This is a genomic window from Rhizobiaceae bacterium, from assembly GCA_023953845.1.
Lineage (GTDB): Bacteria > Pseudomonadota > Alphaproteobacteria > Rhizobiales > Rhizobiaceae > Arvimicrobium.
Genome location: JAMLJC010000001.1, coordinates 875,464 through 892,130, shown reverse-complemented (window position 1 = coordinate 892,130; position 16,667 = coordinate 875,464). Strand labels below are relative to the sequence as shown.

Here is a 16,667-nt window from a genome sequence, read left to right as displayed (position 1 = left end):
CCCTTCCGACAAAGGATTTCTTCCATGACCATCAAGCTTTCCTCGCTCAAGGTCGATCTTGAGCGCGAGAAGACCGGCGACTGGATTCCCTATCCCGAATGGCCGGGCGTCGAGTTCAACGTGTCGTCGATACACCTGCCCGACTTCGTCAACGCGCAGGACAGCATGCAGAAGCGCCTGCGCAAGGCCTATAAGGGCGTTCGTGTCCCGGCACAGGTCTTGCAGCCGGAGCTGGGCAAGCTGCTCGCCCGGCATATCCTCCACGACTGGAAGGGCCTCGACGAAGTCTATTCACCGGAGAGAGCGCGCGAAATTCTTTCCGACTACGCCTATCGCGATGTGGTCGACGCAGTGCTCTATTGCGCCTCCATGATCGGGCAGAGCGACGCCGAGTTTATGGAGGACGAGGGAAAAAAGTCCGTGCCCAACTCCGCTGGAGAGCCGAAGGCGCAAAGCAAGCCGACTGGCTGACCAAGCTCGCGGAGGAATTTCCCGGCGAGATGCCCGAAACGGAACTCGCCGCGATGCCGGAGGACGCCGAGCCGGAGGAATGGCACGGCCTTCTCTGGCGAGCGTGGGAAGCGCTTCGCTATGACCGTCCCTACCTCGCCATGGGCGGAGAGATGCCGGTCAGCTTCGCGTCGATCAATGCCTATGCGCAGCGCTACGGCATAGACGGACAGGATTTCGACGAGTTCCTGTATCTGTTCAAGGAAATCGACGATGAATGGCTAGCCATTTGCGTCGAGCGCGAGAAGGAACGGCAGGCGCGCGAAGAGGCGAAGCGGAAGCGATGATCAGCAGCGATAGACGTCGGCCGTTTGCAGAAGCGAATTCACGTTCTGTGCGACAGGTCCGGGTGTGACGCCGTGGGTGCCGCCTACTTCGGCGATCTTGTTCTTGAGCGTCGTCTCTATGTCCTTCCGGTTCACGTCAGGAGTGAATTGTTGCAGCGAACTCACGGTGTGCTGCCCCAAGAACTTGCATCCGCTCACCATCCCCGCGTTGTTGGTCAGTACCACCTTGTGAGATCCCGGGGTTGCGGAAACGCACCCCGCGAGCGCCATGCATCCGACAATAGTTATCTTCTTCAACGTTTCCTCCCGGCAAAGCTGCCGGACGATAGCAACCTTCCCCTGAAAGTCCAATGACCGTCAAACTCAGCGCTTTGCGCGTCAGCGCCGATATGGATGCTGCCGGCTTCACGGCCGGCGCGCGTTCGCTCGAACAGTCGAGCGCGCGTGCCGGCGCGGCCGTGACGGGCCTTGGGCAGACGGTCCAGCAGACGGACACGAAGGTCAGTCAGGCCGGCAACGGCATTCATCGCCTCTCGCTCCAATATGTCGAGGGCTATGCCAGCCAGGCGAAATACGAGCAGGGCCTTCGGCGTATCAATGCTGCTCTCGAAACGGGCCAGATCAGCGCAGCGCAGGCGCAAATCCTGATTGCGGGCATGACGCAGAAGCTGGCCTTTGCGGGCAATGCGGCCGAACTCGCCGCACGAGGCCACACGCAACTCGCCGGCATCGTGTCGACGGTCAACCGCAATCTCGAAGTCGAGACAGGTCAGATCGACCTGAACACCGCCGCGCTCGTTCGGAACAGCAAGGCGGCAAAGGCTGCTCAGGCCGCTAACGATAACGCTGCCTCGTTCCGCCGCCGCAACCTGACCTATCAGCTCTTCGACGTTGGGCAGATGGCCGCCCTTGGCCAAAATCCCGCGATGCTGCTCATGCAGCAGGGACCGCAGATCGCGCAGATTTATGCCGGTCAGGGTGGCGTTAATGCCGCGTTCAAAGACCTGTCGTCGATCCTCGGGGGCATCGCAACAAAGTTTGGGCCGATCGCGCTCGGCGCGGCCGTCGTCGCTGGCGGCATCGCCATGCTGCGCAGCGAGATCGAGGATGCGACCGGCGTCGCCGTCAGCTTTACCGACGTCGCGCTGGCCATGGTGCAGGTTCCCGGCCGCGCAATCTACGACTATCTGCAGCCTGCCATCGCGGAGATCGCGCCATGGTTCGAGGCTGCATGGGATCTGGCGATCAGCGCGTTCAGTTCGTTCGTCAACAATACGATCGCCGCCTTTGGCGTCACCTACCAGACGATCAAGCTCGGCGCGGCCAACATAGGCCCGCTTTTCGTGGCGGCCGGCGAGGCGGCGGCCAACGGTTTCATCGCCGGTATCAACTGGATGGTGCGGAAGACGATTGAGGGCATCAACGCCATCATTTCGTCGATCAAGGGCTTTGCCGATCTGGTCGGCGCCGACAAGGCGGCGGAATGGTTCGGCTTCGACCTCAGCAAGGTTGGGCTCGATCCGGACAAGTTCAAGCTTGATCCAATCGACATCGACGGCAAGGACACTCTCGCCGAGCTGACCAAGAATTGGGAAGAGTACCAGAAGACGGTAGAGGATATCGTCGGCAAGGACTATGCAAAGGCCATCTTCGATGCCATTGCCGGACAGGCCGCCCAGAATGCCAGGGACCGGATAGCCGGCACGGAAGAGGCCCTAAAAAAGGCCGCTGCTGCCGCCGCCGAATTGAAGCGCCAATTTGATGCATTCGAGGGCCGCGCCGACAACCTGCTCGAACAGTATTTCCCCGGCGAGGCCGCGCGTCGCGAGGCTGAGGAGCTTATCGGCCTTCTCGACCGGTTCGGCGAGAAGCTGGACGGTTTCCAGCGCGCCGCCGTCGAAGCTCGCATTGACGAGCTGTTCCTCGCCTCTGCGCTTGGCGTTCGCGACCTCGGCAAGGAGACGGACAAGACCGCCGACAAGTTCGGCAAGCTGAAGGACAAGGGCAAGGAGGCAGCCGAAGCCCTGAAGGACGGTTTCGCCGGCTTCCTTGAGGACCTGTTCACCGGTCGCGATCTGCTGGAATCGCTCGTCAGCCTTGGCGCGCGACTGGCGTCGATGAATTTCGACAATGTTGCCGAAGGCCTGTCGAACTGGATGGGCGGCAAGGGTTTTGCGCTCGACGCGCCGTCGACGAAGACGAACATCCCGGCAGCGCGCGCTACCGGACAGGAAATCGGCAAGGCGATCGTCCCTGTCATCCAGCAGGCGGCCGAAGGGCCGGCATGGGAACGGCAGGGCCGTGGTGGCACGCCCGGCATGCCCGCCGCGATCCAGACGGGCAAGGCGATGGCGCAGGGCGTCGTGCCGGTACTGGAGCGCGGTATCGACGCAGGGCTTCAGACCTATGCCGCCGCCATCCGCAAGATCGAGAGCGGCAGCTATGCCGGCAACTACGGCGCGATGGGTCGGGTTATCACCAACCCTAACAGCAGGTATTACGGTGATCGAGCCTATGGCGCATATCAGGTCATGGGCGGGAACATCCCGGCGTGGACACAGGAGGTGCTTGGCACCTCGATGTCCATCAAGCAGTTTCTTGGCGATCAGTCGGCGCAGGACAAGGTCTTCTACGCCAAATTCGGTCAGTCGCTGCAAAAGTTCGGTAATGCCGCCGACGCCGTGTCGGTCCACTTCACCGGCAAGCCCGTCGCAGCCGCCGGCAACGTCAATGACGGTTCCAACACGAACGCGCAGTACATCTCCAAGTTCAACGCTGCGATGTCTGGTCTTCCCGATGCGGTGCGAACCGGCGCGACGGTCGGCACGGCGAAGGGCGCGCAGGAAGGCACATTCGACGCCTGGGCCGGCCTGCGTGAGGTTTCGACCGGAAAGCAGGGCGCTTCTGGCGGCGTCGGCTCCGGCTTCGGACAGACGGCGCTCGGTCTCCTGAGCGCAGGCCTCGGCGGTTTCTCGACGGGATACCAGTCGGCCAGTCCGCTGATGGGCGCGCTTGGCGGCGCGGTGCAGGGTTTCGGCGCCGGCATGCAGATGACGGCCGTGCTCGGCTCGATCGCCGGACCTATCGGCGCGGTCGTCGGCGGCATTGCAGGCCTGATCGGCGGGCTGATGGGCGCGCGCGCCAAGCTGAAGGCCGCGAAGCGCGAACTCGAAAAGCAGATGAACGCGATCAACAACCTGCTCGCCGTCGGCGAGGGGCGGGGTATCGGCGTTCTCCAGAAGCAGCTTTCGGACTATCTCGGCGAGATCGACAAGGCGGTCAGCCTCGCGTGGAAGGCCAAGAACTTCGATCTGGTCGACCGGCTGCATCAGTCGTGGAACGCGATGTTCCTGCGGCTGCGGCGCGACTTCTACGACGCCCTGCCGGGCCAGCTTGAGGCCTATTCCTCCGGCTACGGCACGGACAGCCCGCTCTATCAGGGCTCGAAGGCAATGCGCGATCTCCGCGAGGAGCTGCGCACCATGCTCGCCGACGTCGCCTATTTCACCGAGGAGACGATCAACAAGATCGACCGCGCTTCGGTGTCGGCCGAAGAGGCGGCGCGGCTGGAGGCGGAACTCCGGGAGATGGGCGACCGCGACATGGCCGCCGCGACCGAGGCCGCCAAGCGCATGATCCTCGCCTTCATCGGCGGCCGGCAGGAGTTCACGGAGTACGAAAGCGCGGTGCAGGCCGTGCAGGGCGCGGTGAAGGCCGCGCAGACGGCGCTGGAAGAACTCGGCATGTCGGCCTTCGCGGCGGCGGAAGCGCTCGACAAGCAGCTGAACGCCGCGCTGAAAAAGCTGCAATCCGCATTCATCGACGATATCTCGGCGTCGCTCTACGAGCTTTCGGACCTCGGCTACTTCAACGACCTGCTTGATGCGCAGAAGCGGTACAATGACCGGCTTCGCGACGCGGCGGCGCTCGGGCTTTCGGCCGACCTCGCCAATCGCGAACTGGCTCTGTCGCTGCGCAGCATCGTCAAGGAAGCAAAACTTACCGACGACCAGATCAGGCAGCTTGCCGCCGCCATGCCGGAGCTTTCCGCCTCGCTGATGGGCCTGATCGGCATGGGCGAGGGTGGCGACACGGCGCAGGCGCTCGCCGACGCGCAGGCGAAGGTGGAGGACGCCAAGGCCGCGCTCCGCTCCGCCTATGAAAAAGAGCGGTCGGAGATCGAGAGCACGATCTCGCGGCTAAAATCGTTCACCGAGGGCATCCGGAATTTCCGGGACAGCCTGAAACTCGACAAGCAGCTTTCGCCCTACTCGCCATACGAGCGGCTGATGGAGGCGCAGCGGCAGTTCAACGAGGTGTCCGCCAAGGCGCTTGCCGGCGACGAGACGGCGCAGGGCAGGCTGGAAGAGGTCAGCCGGGCCTATCTGGAAGAGGCGCGCAGCTACTACGCATCGTCGGAAGCCTATTTCCAGATCTTCGAACAGGTCGATGCGACGCTGGAACAGGCGCTCGCCAAGGCCTCGTCGCAGCTCTCGGCAGCGGAGAAGCAGCTTTCCGCGCTGGAAAAGCAGGTCGGCAAGCTGATCGACATCGACGATGGCGTGAAGAGCGTAAGCGCAGCCATCGCCGACCTGAAAGCCGCGCAGGCGGCGGAAGCGAGCGCGCAGGCCGCCGACGACGCCTACAAGAATACCGTGTTTCAGGAGATGCTGGCGGTGCTCAAGGCGCAGCTGGCGGCCCAGAGCGCGGCTGCCGCCGCGCAGCAGACGGCCTCGACCGCCTCGACCGCGAACTACTCGTCGACCGATCCGGTGGCGAACCTCTATCGCTCCATCCTCAAGCGCGAGCCGGACCCTGTCGGCTACGCCTTCTACAGCGGCAACCTCAATGCCGGCCTGACGACGCTGGCGGGGATCGAGGCGGACCTGAAGAAGCACGCGGCGGGCATGGCGTCGGGCGGATGGGTGACGGGCGGCGTTCCCGGCATGGACAGCGTCCTGAAAAGGCTGATGCCAGGCGAGTTCGTCATGCCGGCGGCGCAGGCGCAGCGGTACCGCCCGGAGATCGAGGCGATGCGCGGCGGCTGGTATGCCGCCAACGACAATTCGGCCGTGGTCAAGGCCATCCAGGCCATGCAGCGGCAGCTTACCGACGTGATGCAGCGGATGATCCAGATGGAAGCGATGGCCGGCCGTGAGACGGTGGCGGCAACGATGGAGGCGGTGACGGCGCTGCGAGAGCAGGGCAGGAACGCCGAGTTTCGGTCGCGACAGAAGAAAGCGGCTTGAGCATGGCTGACGCTCCGACCTACCTGCTGGAGATCAGCGCGCTCGACGGGAGCAACAATCCCGTCACGCTGCGCTATTCGACCGGCGGCTACAACACGCTGCCGACGGACACGCCTTCGAACGCCTATTACGAGGATCGCATCAGCGATCCCGGCAAGTTCGAGCAGGCGCTGTTCTCGTCGGGCCGGACCATGGGGGAAGCGTCGATCTCCTATGGCGACATCCGCCTTTCGAACGCCGACGGCGGGCTCGACCAGCTGCTCGACCATTCCTTTGACGGCAGGGCCTTCCGCCTGCTTCGCCTTGTCAATGATCGGGCGCCGTATTCGTCCGCCACTGTCGTTCTCGTCGGCACCGTCGAAGGCGTCGACAGTTCGCAGGCATGGACGTATCTGGCGCTGCGCATCTACGATCGCCGCCTCGATCTCGACCGGCCCGTGCAGACGGTGCGTTATGCCGGCACGACGCTTTCCGGCGGGCCGACGGCGGAAGGCAACGAAGACCTGAAGGACACGCCGAAGCCGCTGCTGTTCGGCCGCTGCTACAATGTCCCGGCTCCCTGCGTGAACCCGTTCGACCTGATCTATCAGGTGCATGACGGGCTGATCAGCGCCATTCAGGTCTATGACGGCGGCGTGCCGCTCACCTTCGCGTCGAACTATCCAGACCTTCCGACCTTGCAGGCCGCGAGCCTTCGGCCGGGCAAATATGCGACCTGCATGGCGCTCGGGCTTTTCCGTCTCGGCGGAGAGCCGGAATTCGTGGTCACGGCAGACGTCACGGCCCCGGCCGACTATGCCAATATCTGCCCCGGCGCAGTGGCGCGCGCGATCATGTCGCGCATGGGGATCGCGAACGGCGACGTCGTGACCAGCGCCTTCAACGCGCTCGACGCGGCAGCGCCCTACGATTGCGGCATCTGGATCAGCGACGACCGCACCGGCCTGTCGGCGATCAGCGCCATTCTGTCGTCGGTCGGCGCGGCCGTGATCCCGAACCAGCTCAACCAGTTCACCGTCTACCGCATGGAGGCTCCCGGCATACCAACGGACGAACTGACGGAATACGAGATCGAGCAGGACGGCGGGGTGCTCGGCTTCAGCCGCAACCCGGACACCGACAAGGGCCTGCCGTGCTGGCGTCTCACGCTGACCTGGCGCCGGATTTACCAGACGATGGACGATTCCGGCGTCGCCGGCTGCGTCGATGCCGACTTCCGGACCTTCCTCGCCAAGGAAACCCGCGAGATCAAGGTCGAGGACGCGGCCGTGAAGGCGCGCCATGCGCTGGCGCCGGAACTCGCCATCGAGACCCTGCTGAACGTCGCGGCGCACGCGCAGGCCGAAGCGACGCGGCGTTTCGCGCTCTACAGCGCCGAGCGCGACGTGCCGGTCTTCAACGTGCCGGTGGACGAGGCCCCGGCGATCGGCTCGACGGCGACGATCCGCATCGAGAACGGCCGCCTCGGCTATGGCGATGGCAAGGCGATGGTCGTGATCGGCCGCACGCTCAACCTCGCCGACGAGAGCGTCAACGTGGTGGCCTGGGGCTGATCCATGGCCGATACCAACATTCTGGTGACGTCGGCGACGGCGGTCGGCGGCGTGCAGCAGATCGTCCACAAGGCGACGACCGATTTTGCCGGCGGCGGCTGCCTCACCTATCTGGCGCTGATCGGAATCGAGGTCTGGTCGGCCGCGTCGAACAACCGCGCCGCCGCCAGCAAGGTCGGCGAGATCACCCCGGGCGGACAGTTCGTCCAGACCGGCCTTGGCCGCAATGTGACGCGCTGGTCGTGGTATCGCGCCCGCGATGTGTCGGACAATCTCGGCGATTACTGGCCCGTCTCGCCCACGGCCGGCATAGCGGCGACGACAAGCAATCAGGTGCCGCCCGCCAATTCCGTCGGCCCGGAGCAGACAGGCACCAACTTCGCCGCGCTTTCGGCCCTTTCGGCAAATCTCGGCACGATCATCGCCGGGCTTTTGCAGGCGGTCACTGTCGAGAGCAGCACGATCACGGGCAATACGATCCGCACGGCAAACACTGGCCGGCGCATCGAAATGACCGCGCTGGACAACTTCATCCGCGTCCGGAACGCGGCGGGCCAGACGGTCGCATCGCTCGGCGAGTTCACGCTCGTCCCCGGCTGGACGACGACGCTTCTCAGCGTGATCATCGAATCGGTGAATGCAGCCGTCGCCTTCCAGAACACCGGAACCGGGCCAGCGCTCGTCACCATGGGCCAGCTCTGGTCGCGCGGCAACGGCAACAAGGGCGCGTTCCGGATCACGCATGACGGCGTCGGCTCCGACGCGCACGGCGTCTGGTTCGACATCGGTCCATCCGCCAATCAGGGCGGCGCGGGCGTTCTCGGCGTCAGCCAGGCAGGCGGGGGATATTGCCTCTTCATGAACCGGGGCGGCATCGGCCCGTTCACCGGCGCTCACCCCGGCCTGATCTTGAAGGACGACGACACCGAGATCGGCGACATCCTCGTCGACCGGCGCGTGCTGGCGCGCATCGATATCGACAACACCGTGACGGAGGTCGAACGCTCGCGCCGGGCGGGACAGCTGAATGCGATCGGCGTCGTCTCCCGGCGCGTCCGCGACTGGTCCGTCGAGGATCTGAACCTGCCGCCGCCGCTGAAGCATCTGGCCGCCAGCCATGACTACGCGGTCATCAACGCCCTTGGGGAGGGGCAGATCAATGTCTGCGGCGAGGCCGGCAATCTGGAGCCGGGCGATTTCATCTGCGTGTCGGGCATGCCGGGCAAGGGGATGCGCCTCGATCCGGATACGCCCCTAACGCTCGCCGCGCTCTCCAGCATCGTCGCCCGCGTGCGCGAGCCCGTGACGTTTTCGTCCGCTTCCGAATGGAAGCGCGTCGCCTGCATCTATCTCTGCGGTTGAGGCATGTCCGACAACATCATCCTGCTCTACGGCAACCATGCCGATGCCGGTGTGCTCTCCGGCGGCGGCTGGCTGCCCACAAACCCGCTGTCAAACCTCCAGAAACGGGCGCTGAGACGCGTTGCGCAGTCGGTGGACCTCCAGCCGTCGAACACGATCATCAACGTGCAGCTCGCCGGCCCGGCCACGCTGAAGGCCATTTGCCTTGGACCGGCCAACATCTCCACCGGCTACAGTTACCGGATCAATTCGGAGACGACGGACACGGGCTGGGTGCTCGGTGCGACGCGCGCCGAATGGAACACGCTGACGTGGGAAGACCCGAACTACTGGACCGGCATTCCGTCGTGGGAGGATGCCGAGCGCGGCATGTGGCTGATCCACGTCTTCGACGTCCCGGTGACGTCGATGTACTGGCAGATCGAGATCGACGATCAGGCAAATCCGGCCAATTTCCTGCGCTTCGGCCGGCTGTTCATGAGCCGGTTCTGGCAGCCATCCATCAACTACGGCTTCAGCAACAACGGCCTGTCATTCAAGGATGCGAGCTTCAAATCGACGGCGCTCGCCGGCAACAAGCATTTCTGGCGGCGGACCAATCCCCGCGTCTTCCGCTTCGGCTTCGACTACATCCCCGAGGTCGAACTTTTCGACAAGGGCTACGAGTTCCAGCGCATCGCCGGTTATGACGGCGAGGTCTTCGTCATCGCCGATCCGGGCGACGGACTGAATATCCAGAAGCGCTCTTTCCTCTCCACCGCAAACACTATGGACCCGCTGTCTCAAGTCGTCTTCGGGTACGGCTCGACGGCATTCGAACTTGAGGAAGTCATCTGATGTCGATCCCCGCCGAAGTCCAGGAAGCGCTCGACCGCCTGCTACTCTACAATTCGAACCCGGTTTCCGGCGGCAATCCGTACGGCCTCGCCAATTACGGCAACCTCGTCAACGTGCCGTTGATGAACGAGGACTGGGTAACGGTGGCGAGTTGGTTCGGCCAGACGGGCGGCTTGCCGGGTCCGACGGGACCGACCGGACCGACTGGGCCGACCGGCGGAACGGGCGCTCCGGGCGTCACGGGACCGACCGGGGCAACCGGATCTGCCGGCGCGACCGGCCCCGCCGGTCCCACGGGACCGACTGGTCCTACCGGCTCGCCGGGCGGCACAGGCGCTCCCGGCGCTACCGGCGTCACGGGTCCCGCAGGTCCGACCGGCCCTACCGGCCCCACGGGTCCACAGGGGGAAGGCCTCCAGATCGACGCCGTCGTTGCTACCACGGGCGCGCTGCCTTCGCCTCCGGGCGAGGGGGTCGGCGCAACCTATCTCGTCGAGGCCGACAATCATCTCTATGTGTGGAACGGTTCGTCATGGACGGATGCCGGGGGTATCGCAGGCGTTGCCGGCCCCACGGGGCCGGCCGGACCTACGGGCGGCACGGGTCCCGCTGGCGCGACTGGACCTACCGGCCCAACGGGTCCAGAAGGCGACGTTGGTGCAATTGGCGCAACCGGTCCTGCCGGGCCGACAGGTCCGACTGGTCCGACCGGCCCGCAGGGCGACATCGGCCCTGCGGGTGCGACAGGGCCATCGGGAGTTGGCGGAGCGGTCGGCGCTACCGGCCCCACGGGGCCGACGGGACCTGCCGGTGCGACGGGACCGACAGGGCCAACCGGTCCGAACCTGTTGCGCGATAATGTCGAAAATCAGGGGCCGATCACGGGCGGCGCGAGCGTTACGTCGAAGTCGCTCGGCACGATCACGACCGGGACGGTGACGCTGGACATGGCCGACCGCCCGATCCAGCACTACGTCAATAATGGCGCGCATACGCTCAATCCTGGTGCCGTCGTTGGGGCGATCATCCTCGACATAGAGAATGGCGCTTCGGCCGGCGCGATTACCATCTCGAACTGGACCGAGACGGACGGCGACCCGTTCACCACGACCAATGGCGACAAGTTCCGCTGTCACGCTTCCGTCGGGCCGAACGGCACGATGCTCATCATCAAGAAAATGGGGTAACCATGCGTCTCCACGTCGTATCCCTGCCGCATACCCATGTGACGGCCGACTTTCCTTCCTGCGCATTCACGCAGAAGGTCAGGCGCTTCTGCCGGATGATGTTCGACCGTGGCCACGAGGTGCTGCTCTATGCCGGCGAAAGGACCGACGCGCCCTGCGTCGAGCTGATCCCCTGCATCTCCGAGAACAAGCGCCGCAAGATGGTCGGCGACAGGCACTACACCGAGGCCGACTGGTCGCATCCTTACTGGAACGGCTTCAATGCCCGCGTGATTGATGCGTTGGAGGAACGGCTCGGCGCGCGCGACTTCATCTGTCTGATCGGCGGCTGGTCCCACAAGCCAATCGCGGATGCCTTCCCGAACCATGTCTCCGTCGAATTCGGCATTGGCTATGCTGGCACTTTCGCCAAGTACCGCGTCTTCGAGAGCTATGCGTGGATGCATATGATCTATGGTGCACAGGCCGGTAATCCCGGCGCGGCCGACGGGCAGTGGTTCGACGCGGTCATTCCGAACCAGATCGAGGACGGGCTCTACAATCTGCCGAGGGAACGGGGCGACTATGCGCTCTATGTCGGCCGGATCACGGATCGCAAGGGATACCGGATCGCGCAGGAGGTGTGCCAGGCAAAGGGCGTCGACCTGATCCTCGCCGGGCCGGGCGGCGAGAACGGCAAGGGCTATGGCCGTTTCGTCGGCGAGGTTGACGCGGCGACGCGTGCGACGCTGATGGCTGGCGCTCGATGCCTGTTCGCCCCGACGATCTATGTCGAGCCGTTCGGCACAGTGACGATCGAGGCCATGGCCTGCGGCGCGCCAGTCATCTGCACGGACTGGGGCGCGTTCACCGAGACGGTGGAGCACGGCGTCCACGGCTTCCGCTGCAGGTCCTTCGCGGAGTTCTGCAGTGCTCTCGACTGCGCTCCGGCGCTCAACCACGAGCGCATTCGCGACGATGCGCACCGCCGCTTCTCCATGGCGACGGTCGGCGAGCAGTACGAGCGCTATTTCAACCGCCTCGCCACGCTGTACGGCAAGGGCTGGTATCAGGAGGCAGCATGATGTTGCTCACCGCCCTGCCATTCTGGAAGCCGAAATCTGGCCCCTTCATCGCTGCCATCGGTACGGTCGCAAAAGGCTCAGGAAGCTCGGTCAGTGTCAGCCCGCCAGCCGGGGCGCAGGCCGGCGATCTACTGCTCTGCATCGTCGGCACGGAAAACGGTGGGCAGACAGCGCCGTCCGGCTATTCCGAACTCTCGAACAGCCCTCAGGGTAACGGCACGTTCGCGACCTCGACACGACTCGGCGTCTATTCGAAGGTCCATTCCGGTTCCGAGAGCGCGGTCACGGTCGGTCTGTTCGGCTCGCACACCATCGCGGTTATCATCGCGATCCGGAACGCCAACACCACGATCAACGTCAACACCGGCAGCAATTCTGGCTCTTCCACCTCCGTCTCCTGTCCGACTGCTACGACGACGGTGGACGGATGCCTCGTGCTCGCCGTGGTGGCGTTCTCGGTCGCGACGACGGTCAGCTCTTGGGCTAACGCCAATCTGGCCGACTTCGCCGAAATCCTCGACGATAATACGACGGACGATGACGACGGCGGCTTCGCCATTGCTGCCGGTTACAAGCTTATAGCCGGCGCAACTGGCGCCACGACCGCAACGCTCGGTTCCAGCAGCACGCAGGGTCGCATGACGATCGGCATCGCGCCGGCCTGAACCGGCACTCCACAACCCGAAAGGAAAAGACCATGGCATGGCGGCTTGCACGCAGCCTTGAGACGTTGCGCGCGCAGATCAACGCGTTGTCTCCGAACCGCTCGAAAGCGAGCGACGGCACGATCGGCGACGCGGCGCACTCGGCGCGCACGTCCGACCACAATCCGGACGGCAGCGGCGTCGTGCGAGCGCTGGACCTGACGCACGACGTCGGTCATGGCATCGACAGCAGCAGGCTGGCGAAGGCGCTGATCGCCTCGCGCGACCCGCGCATCAAATATGTGATCTCGTTCGGGCAGATCGCCTCCGGCCCGGCCGGGCCGAAGCCATGGGCATGGCAGCCGTACACCGGCAAGAACCCGCACAATCACCATGTCCATCTGTCCGTCGTGGCGGGCAAGGCCGGCGACGACACGACGCCGTGGGATCTGTCGGCCTTCAGCGTCGCGCCGGCCAAGGCTGCGAAGCCGGTCAGCAAGTCCGTCAATCCGCTGCTGGTGAAGGGCAACAAGGGCGCGGACGTCGAGCGGCTTCAGAAGCTGCTCAACGCGGCCGGCGCGCAGCTCGTCGTGGACGCGCATTTCGGCGACCGCACCGAGGCCGCGGTGAAGGCCTTCCAGCGCAAGGCAAAGCTCGTCGTGGACGGCAGGGTCGGCGCGCAGACGTGGGCGGCGCTCGCCACCTGAACCGCGCCCGGCCGGTCGCCGGGCATCCTCCCTCCACAGGAACCGTGCCATGAACTCCAATCTGTTTCACAACATCGCAAACATCCTGATGATCCTGATCGCTGGCGCGACGGCCGTGCTGACCGCCATGGGCTGCACGACCCTGCCGAACGGCGATCTCGAATGCTCGAAGATCGCGTTCCTCGATCCGACCTGGGCGGCCCTCGCCATCACGGGGCTCGGCGTGCTGAAGATGATCGTCAACGTCGTGCGCGACGGCTTCGGCGGTCTCACCAAGCAGCAGCCGCCCGTCCAGTGATCCCATGTGGATGCTCGTTCTCAAGGCCGTCCTGACCATCCTGCCGATCATCGTGCAGGCGGTGCGGGACGGCCGCATCAGAAAGGCCGCCGAAGATGAAGTGCTTGCCGAACTTGGGCGCGCTCACAAGGCGCGCGTCGACGCCGCTGCTGCTGCTCGCGATGACGTGCTTGCTGGCAGGGTGCCAGTCGATCCTCACGACCCGAACCGCCGCGACTGAGGCGAACGATTTCAACATCGCCGACCTCTGCGCCCGCGCGTGGCGGCCGGTGACCTGGTCCGGCCGGGACACCGAACAGACGCAACTGGAAGTGCGCGCCGTGAACTCGGCACGCGCGACGTTCTGCGGCGAGGCGAAGCCGTGACCGACGACTGGCGTCTCATCTTCGTGGCCTACGCGCTCGCCGTCGTCGCGATCGGCGCGGCGATCGTCTTCTTCATCTAGCAGTGCAGAAAGGGCGAGGCATGACGCTCCATGAATTCCTCCAGTCGATCGGCATCGATTCGACCGTCTTCGTCGCCGGGGGCTTCGGCGGCATCATGCGGGCGCTGTCGCGAAAGCGGTTCAAGATACGGGAGATGTTCGCCTCGCCGATCTGCGGCGCGCTCGCGGCGGCCTACCTGACCGTGCCGGCGATACATTATATAAAGGCAACCGGCTGGCCTCTGCCGGCGGAAGACCAGCCGGTGCTCCTAGCGTCTGCCTTCCTGATCGGCACATGTGCCATGTGGATCAGCGATGTCGTGTTCGAGATCATCGTGCGGCGGTTCAAGCCGCGGGAGGATGGACCGGAGTGATCTCGACCTCTCGACTTCGGGCCTGATTTGGGACATCATTCCTATCGGTAGCGGCATCCCGAACAGGTCAAGGAGGCCAGCATGGCTCGACGCAGAACAATCAAGACCGTGAACAGCGACGACTTCATTCAGGACATCAGTACGATCAGCAAACTTCTCAACAAGCATCTGGATTATCTTCGGACGGACGTCCCGCACTATAAGGCGATAGCCGCCCTCAACAGCCAGGTCGTGGAGACCGGTCGGCAGCTTTACGACGGGAAGATGCTGCCATGGGCATGGGGAAGCACCGGGCCGGCGAAGTCGTAATTCGTCATTCTATGAAGCCCGCTCCAGCAATGGGGCGGGCTTTTCTTTGTCCGGCGGCCAGCTACTTCGACTCCAGCCCGTCTCTGTTGCCGTGGTCGATACGCCGCTCGCCGTTCCACGTCCGCGCCGCCTCTTCGGCTGTGGGGTAGACATCGGTGCAGCCCTTCGTGCACCTGACGCGGAACGCCCCGAAAGCGTTCTCAATCTCCGCTGCAGCGCCGCAATGGCATCGCTTCAGGATGGCCATGGCTACGCCACCAACCCGATCGGATCGTCGGGCGGATTGATGATCTGGAACTCGTTGTAGCTCGAAATCCCGTCGTTATAGACTTCGACGCCGAACTTGCCCTCGCCCTTCCAGCTCGCGCCGACGACCTCGTGCATGGTATCCTGATCCAGCCGCGCCGACCATTCGTTGACGCCGGTCTTCTCCACCTCGATCGAGACGAAGTGGCCGTTGACCTTGCCCTCGAACGCGCTGGTGTTCAGATTGAAGGTCAGCCATTGCATGTGCTTTGCGTTGCCGGCGTTGCCATCGATCTCCATCTTCGCGCCCTTGAGGCTGCCATCCTTGTCGAAAATCCGGATGTCGATGAACCAGTCGGGAACGCCGTTGAAATCGTCGTCGATGCTGGCGTCGAACTGATACTGATAGCCGCTCAGAATGCCGGGCAGCGGCGTCGCCAGCGTCTCGACGTTGGTATGCGCGAAGAGCATGACCGAATCGATGATCTGACCCTTGCCGGCCATGTAGTCGAAGACGTTTTTCGCCTCGAACATCTGCATGCCGTGGCCGCCGTCGCTGCCATAGGGGATGTACTTGCTGGTCTTATATGCCATTTCGGAATCTCCTTCCGTCAGCTCCCGGAGGCCAGCGGTCAGGAGCCGAATCCAGATTTCATGAATGTCCATTGCTGACTCCCCAACGGGCGGATTTGCCCCGGCTGGGCTCCGGACGAGCGCAGGCGGCGCAAATCCGGTGTCAGTGAGAAAGATGACGCGCTGCTTGCTCGTGAGAGCGGTAACGATCCTTAATAAAAACAATGACTTGGCAAAAAGGGGGCATTAACCATGCGGCCTTCGGCGCTGTCATTCGCATGATTGCCGCCGCGCCGGATGCCGGTTTGCAGGGAAACGTCCCGCCCGCCGCGGTTGCGCGGCGGTGCCAGGCGAATCATCGATGCGGCAGTGGAAAATCCCGGCACGACCCGCGCGGGGCATGCCGATGCGCGGTGCCCGGCTCACGGGCCGGACGACAAATGCCGCAACAGCGCTTTTGCGCGGAGTGTCATGCAACCATAAGATGCAGTATCTTCGAAGCCCAAGCCGAATTGCGCTCCGGGCACCGTTTTCCTATTCAACAACTTTTAAGTGTGTATGCTCGGAAAACAGGATTTCATATGAAATAGGATCAAAGAACTTCATGTATTGACGCAGGAAGTCTTTCGGATTCATGCCGAGCTTTTCAGCCCATATGGCATAGCGTTCTTTCGGAACGCTGCCACGACCTGTCTCTATTTGAGATATGAACGTATAATAGTCGACGCCGACAGCTATGGCGAAGGAGCGCTGCGTGTGGCCTGCCTGCTCGCGCAGTTCCTTGAGCCACTGCCCGCCTTCCTTCCTAAGCTGTTGAATTTCCATGTGATTGCTGCTCTTGCTGACCGCTGCAGTCATGGCTTTATTATCCTGCGAAGGATGGGATCGCGTACGATCCGGTTGATCTCCCCTGTTGTGGCAACAGTATCACGATGCAACTTTTTGTAAAGGGCGATTGACACTAGCCACAATCACAGGTTACATCGCGTTCACCGGACGGGGATGGCCATGTCCGGCTATCCGAGTATTTCGAGGAGAGAAGC

Annotated in this window: 18 protein-coding genes and 1 pseudogene; 15 read left to right on the top strand and 4 right to left on the bottom strand. The window is 63.9% G+C overall.

The window, feature by feature from the left end; all coding sequences use genetic code 11:
* Nucleotides 1-24: 24 nt before the first annotated feature.
* Nucleotides 25-471: a hypothetical protein gene (locus M9955_04375; GenBank protein ID MCO5080878.1), complete on the top strand. Its 447-nt coding sequence runs from the start codon at nt 25-27 to the stop codon at nt 469-471.
* Between the two features lie 29 nt (nt 472-500).
* Nucleotides 501-797, top strand: coding sequence for a hypothetical protein (locus tag M9955_04370; protein ID MCO5080877.1), 297 nt, complete (start codon nt 501-503; stop codon nt 795-797).
* Here the strand turns inward: M9955_04370 and M9955_04365 are convergent, their stop codons facing one another.
* Complete coding sequence (locus M9955_04365) at nt 798-1,022, bottom strand: DUF4156 domain-containing protein (protein ID MCO5080876.1); 225 nt, start codon at nt 1,020-1,022, stop codon at nt 798-800.
* Nucleotides 1,023-1,147: 125 nt separating this feature from the next.
* On the opposite strand from M9955_04365, the gene M9955_04360 reads away from it, so the two are divergent.
* The 13 genes and pseudogenes from M9955_04360 to M9955_04300 all read left to right on the top strand — a co-directional run bounded on the left by M9955_04360 (nt 1,148) and on the right by M9955_04300 (nt 14,805).
* Complete coding sequence (locus M9955_04360; protein MCO5080875.1) at nt 1,148-6,046, top strand: phage tail length tape measure family protein; 4,899 nt, start codon at nt 1,148-1,150, stop codon at nt 6,044-6,046.
* Between the two features lie 2 nt (nt 6,047-6,048).
* Complete coding sequence (locus tag M9955_04355; GenBank protein MCO5080874.1) at nt 6,049-7,599, top strand: hypothetical protein; 1,551 nt, start codon at nt 6,049-6,051, stop codon at nt 7,597-7,599.
* A gap of 3 nt (nt 7,600-7,602) precedes the next feature.
* The gene (locus M9955_04350; GenBank protein ID MCO5080873.1) at nt 7,603-8,961 is read left to right on the top strand and encodes a hypothetical protein; all 1,359 of its coding nucleotides are present in this window, start codon (nt 7,603-7,605) and stop codon (nt 8,959-8,961) included.
* Nucleotides 8,962-8,964: 3 nt separating this feature from the next.
* Nucleotides 8,965-9,798 carry a hypothetical protein gene (locus M9955_04345; protein MCO5080872.1) on the top strand — a complete coding sequence of 278 codons (834 nt, stop codon included), beginning with the start codon at nt 8,965-8,967 and terminating at the stop codon, nt 9,796-9,798.
* Between the two features lie 179 nt (nt 9,799-9,977).
* Nucleotides 9,978-10,643: pseudogene (locus M9955_04340) on the top strand (hypothetical protein).
* 344 nt (nt 10,644-10,987) lie between these two features.
* On the top strand, nt 10,988-12,049 hold the full coding sequence (locus M9955_04335) for a glycosyltransferase (GenBank protein ID MCO5080871.1): 1,062 nt from the start codon (nt 10,988-10,990) through the stop codon (nt 12,047-12,049).
* On the top strand, nt 12,046-12,714 hold the full coding sequence (locus tag M9955_04330) for a hypothetical protein (protein MCO5080870.1): 669 nt from the start codon (nt 12,046-12,048) through the stop codon (nt 12,712-12,714). The genes M9955_04335 and M9955_04330 overlap by 4 nt, the downstream gene beginning before the upstream one ends.
* A gap of 32 nt (nt 12,715-12,746) precedes the next feature.
* The gene (locus tag M9955_04325; protein MCO5080869.1) at nt 12,747-13,400 is read left to right on the top strand and encodes a peptidoglycan-binding protein; all 654 of its coding nucleotides are present in this window, start codon (nt 12,747-12,749) and stop codon (nt 13,398-13,400) included.
* 49 nt (nt 13,401-13,449) lie between these two features.
* Nucleotides 13,450-13,698 carry a hypothetical protein gene (locus M9955_04320; GenBank protein MCO5080868.1) on the top strand — a complete coding sequence of 83 codons (249 nt, stop codon included), beginning with the start codon at nt 13,450-13,452 and terminating at the stop codon, nt 13,696-13,698.
* Between the two features lie 10 nt (nt 13,699-13,708).
* Nucleotides 13,709-13,918, top strand: a complete 210-nt coding sequence (locus M9955_04315; GenBank protein ID MCO5080867.1) for a hypothetical protein — start codon at nt 13,709-13,711, stop codon at nt 13,916-13,918.
* A 39-nt stretch (nt 13,919-13,957) separates the two neighbouring features.
* On the top strand, nt 13,958-14,143 hold the full coding sequence (locus M9955_04310) for a hypothetical protein (GenBank protein MCO5080866.1): 186 nt from the start codon (nt 13,958-13,960) through the stop codon (nt 14,141-14,143).
* Nucleotides 14,144-14,163: 20 nt separating this feature from the next.
* Entirely contained in the window at nt 14,164-14,496 is a 333-nt protein-coding gene (locus M9955_04305; GenBank protein MCO5080865.1) for a hypothetical protein, read from the top strand.
* An 81-nt stretch (nt 14,497-14,577) separates the two neighbouring features.
* Entirely contained in the window at nt 14,578-14,805 is a 228-nt protein-coding gene (locus M9955_04300) for a hypothetical protein (protein ID MCO5080864.1), read from the top strand.
* Between the two features lie 61 nt (nt 14,806-14,866).
* On the opposite strand, the gene M9955_04295 is transcribed toward M9955_04300, so the two are convergent.
* From M9955_04295 to M9955_04285, 3 genes are all read right to left on the bottom strand, one after another.
* Nucleotides 14,867-15,052 (bottom strand): hypothetical protein, encoded by a 186-nt coding sequence (locus tag M9955_04295; protein ID MCO5080863.1) that lies wholly within the window; start codon nt 15,050-15,052, stop codon nt 14,867-14,869.
* A gap of 2 nt (nt 15,053-15,054) precedes the next feature.
* Nucleotides 15,055-15,645 carry a hypothetical protein gene (locus tag M9955_04290; GenBank protein ID MCO5080862.1) on the bottom strand — a complete coding sequence of 197 codons (591 nt, stop codon included), beginning with the start codon at nt 15,643-15,645 and terminating at the stop codon, nt 15,055-15,057.
* A 513-nt stretch (nt 15,646-16,158) separates the two neighbouring features.
* The gene (locus tag M9955_04285) at nt 16,159-16,482 is read right to left on the bottom strand and encodes a helix-turn-helix domain-containing protein (protein MCO5080861.1); all 324 of its coding nucleotides are present in this window, start codon (nt 16,480-16,482) and stop codon (nt 16,159-16,161) included.
* Nucleotides 16,483-16,667: the final 185 nt, after the last annotated feature.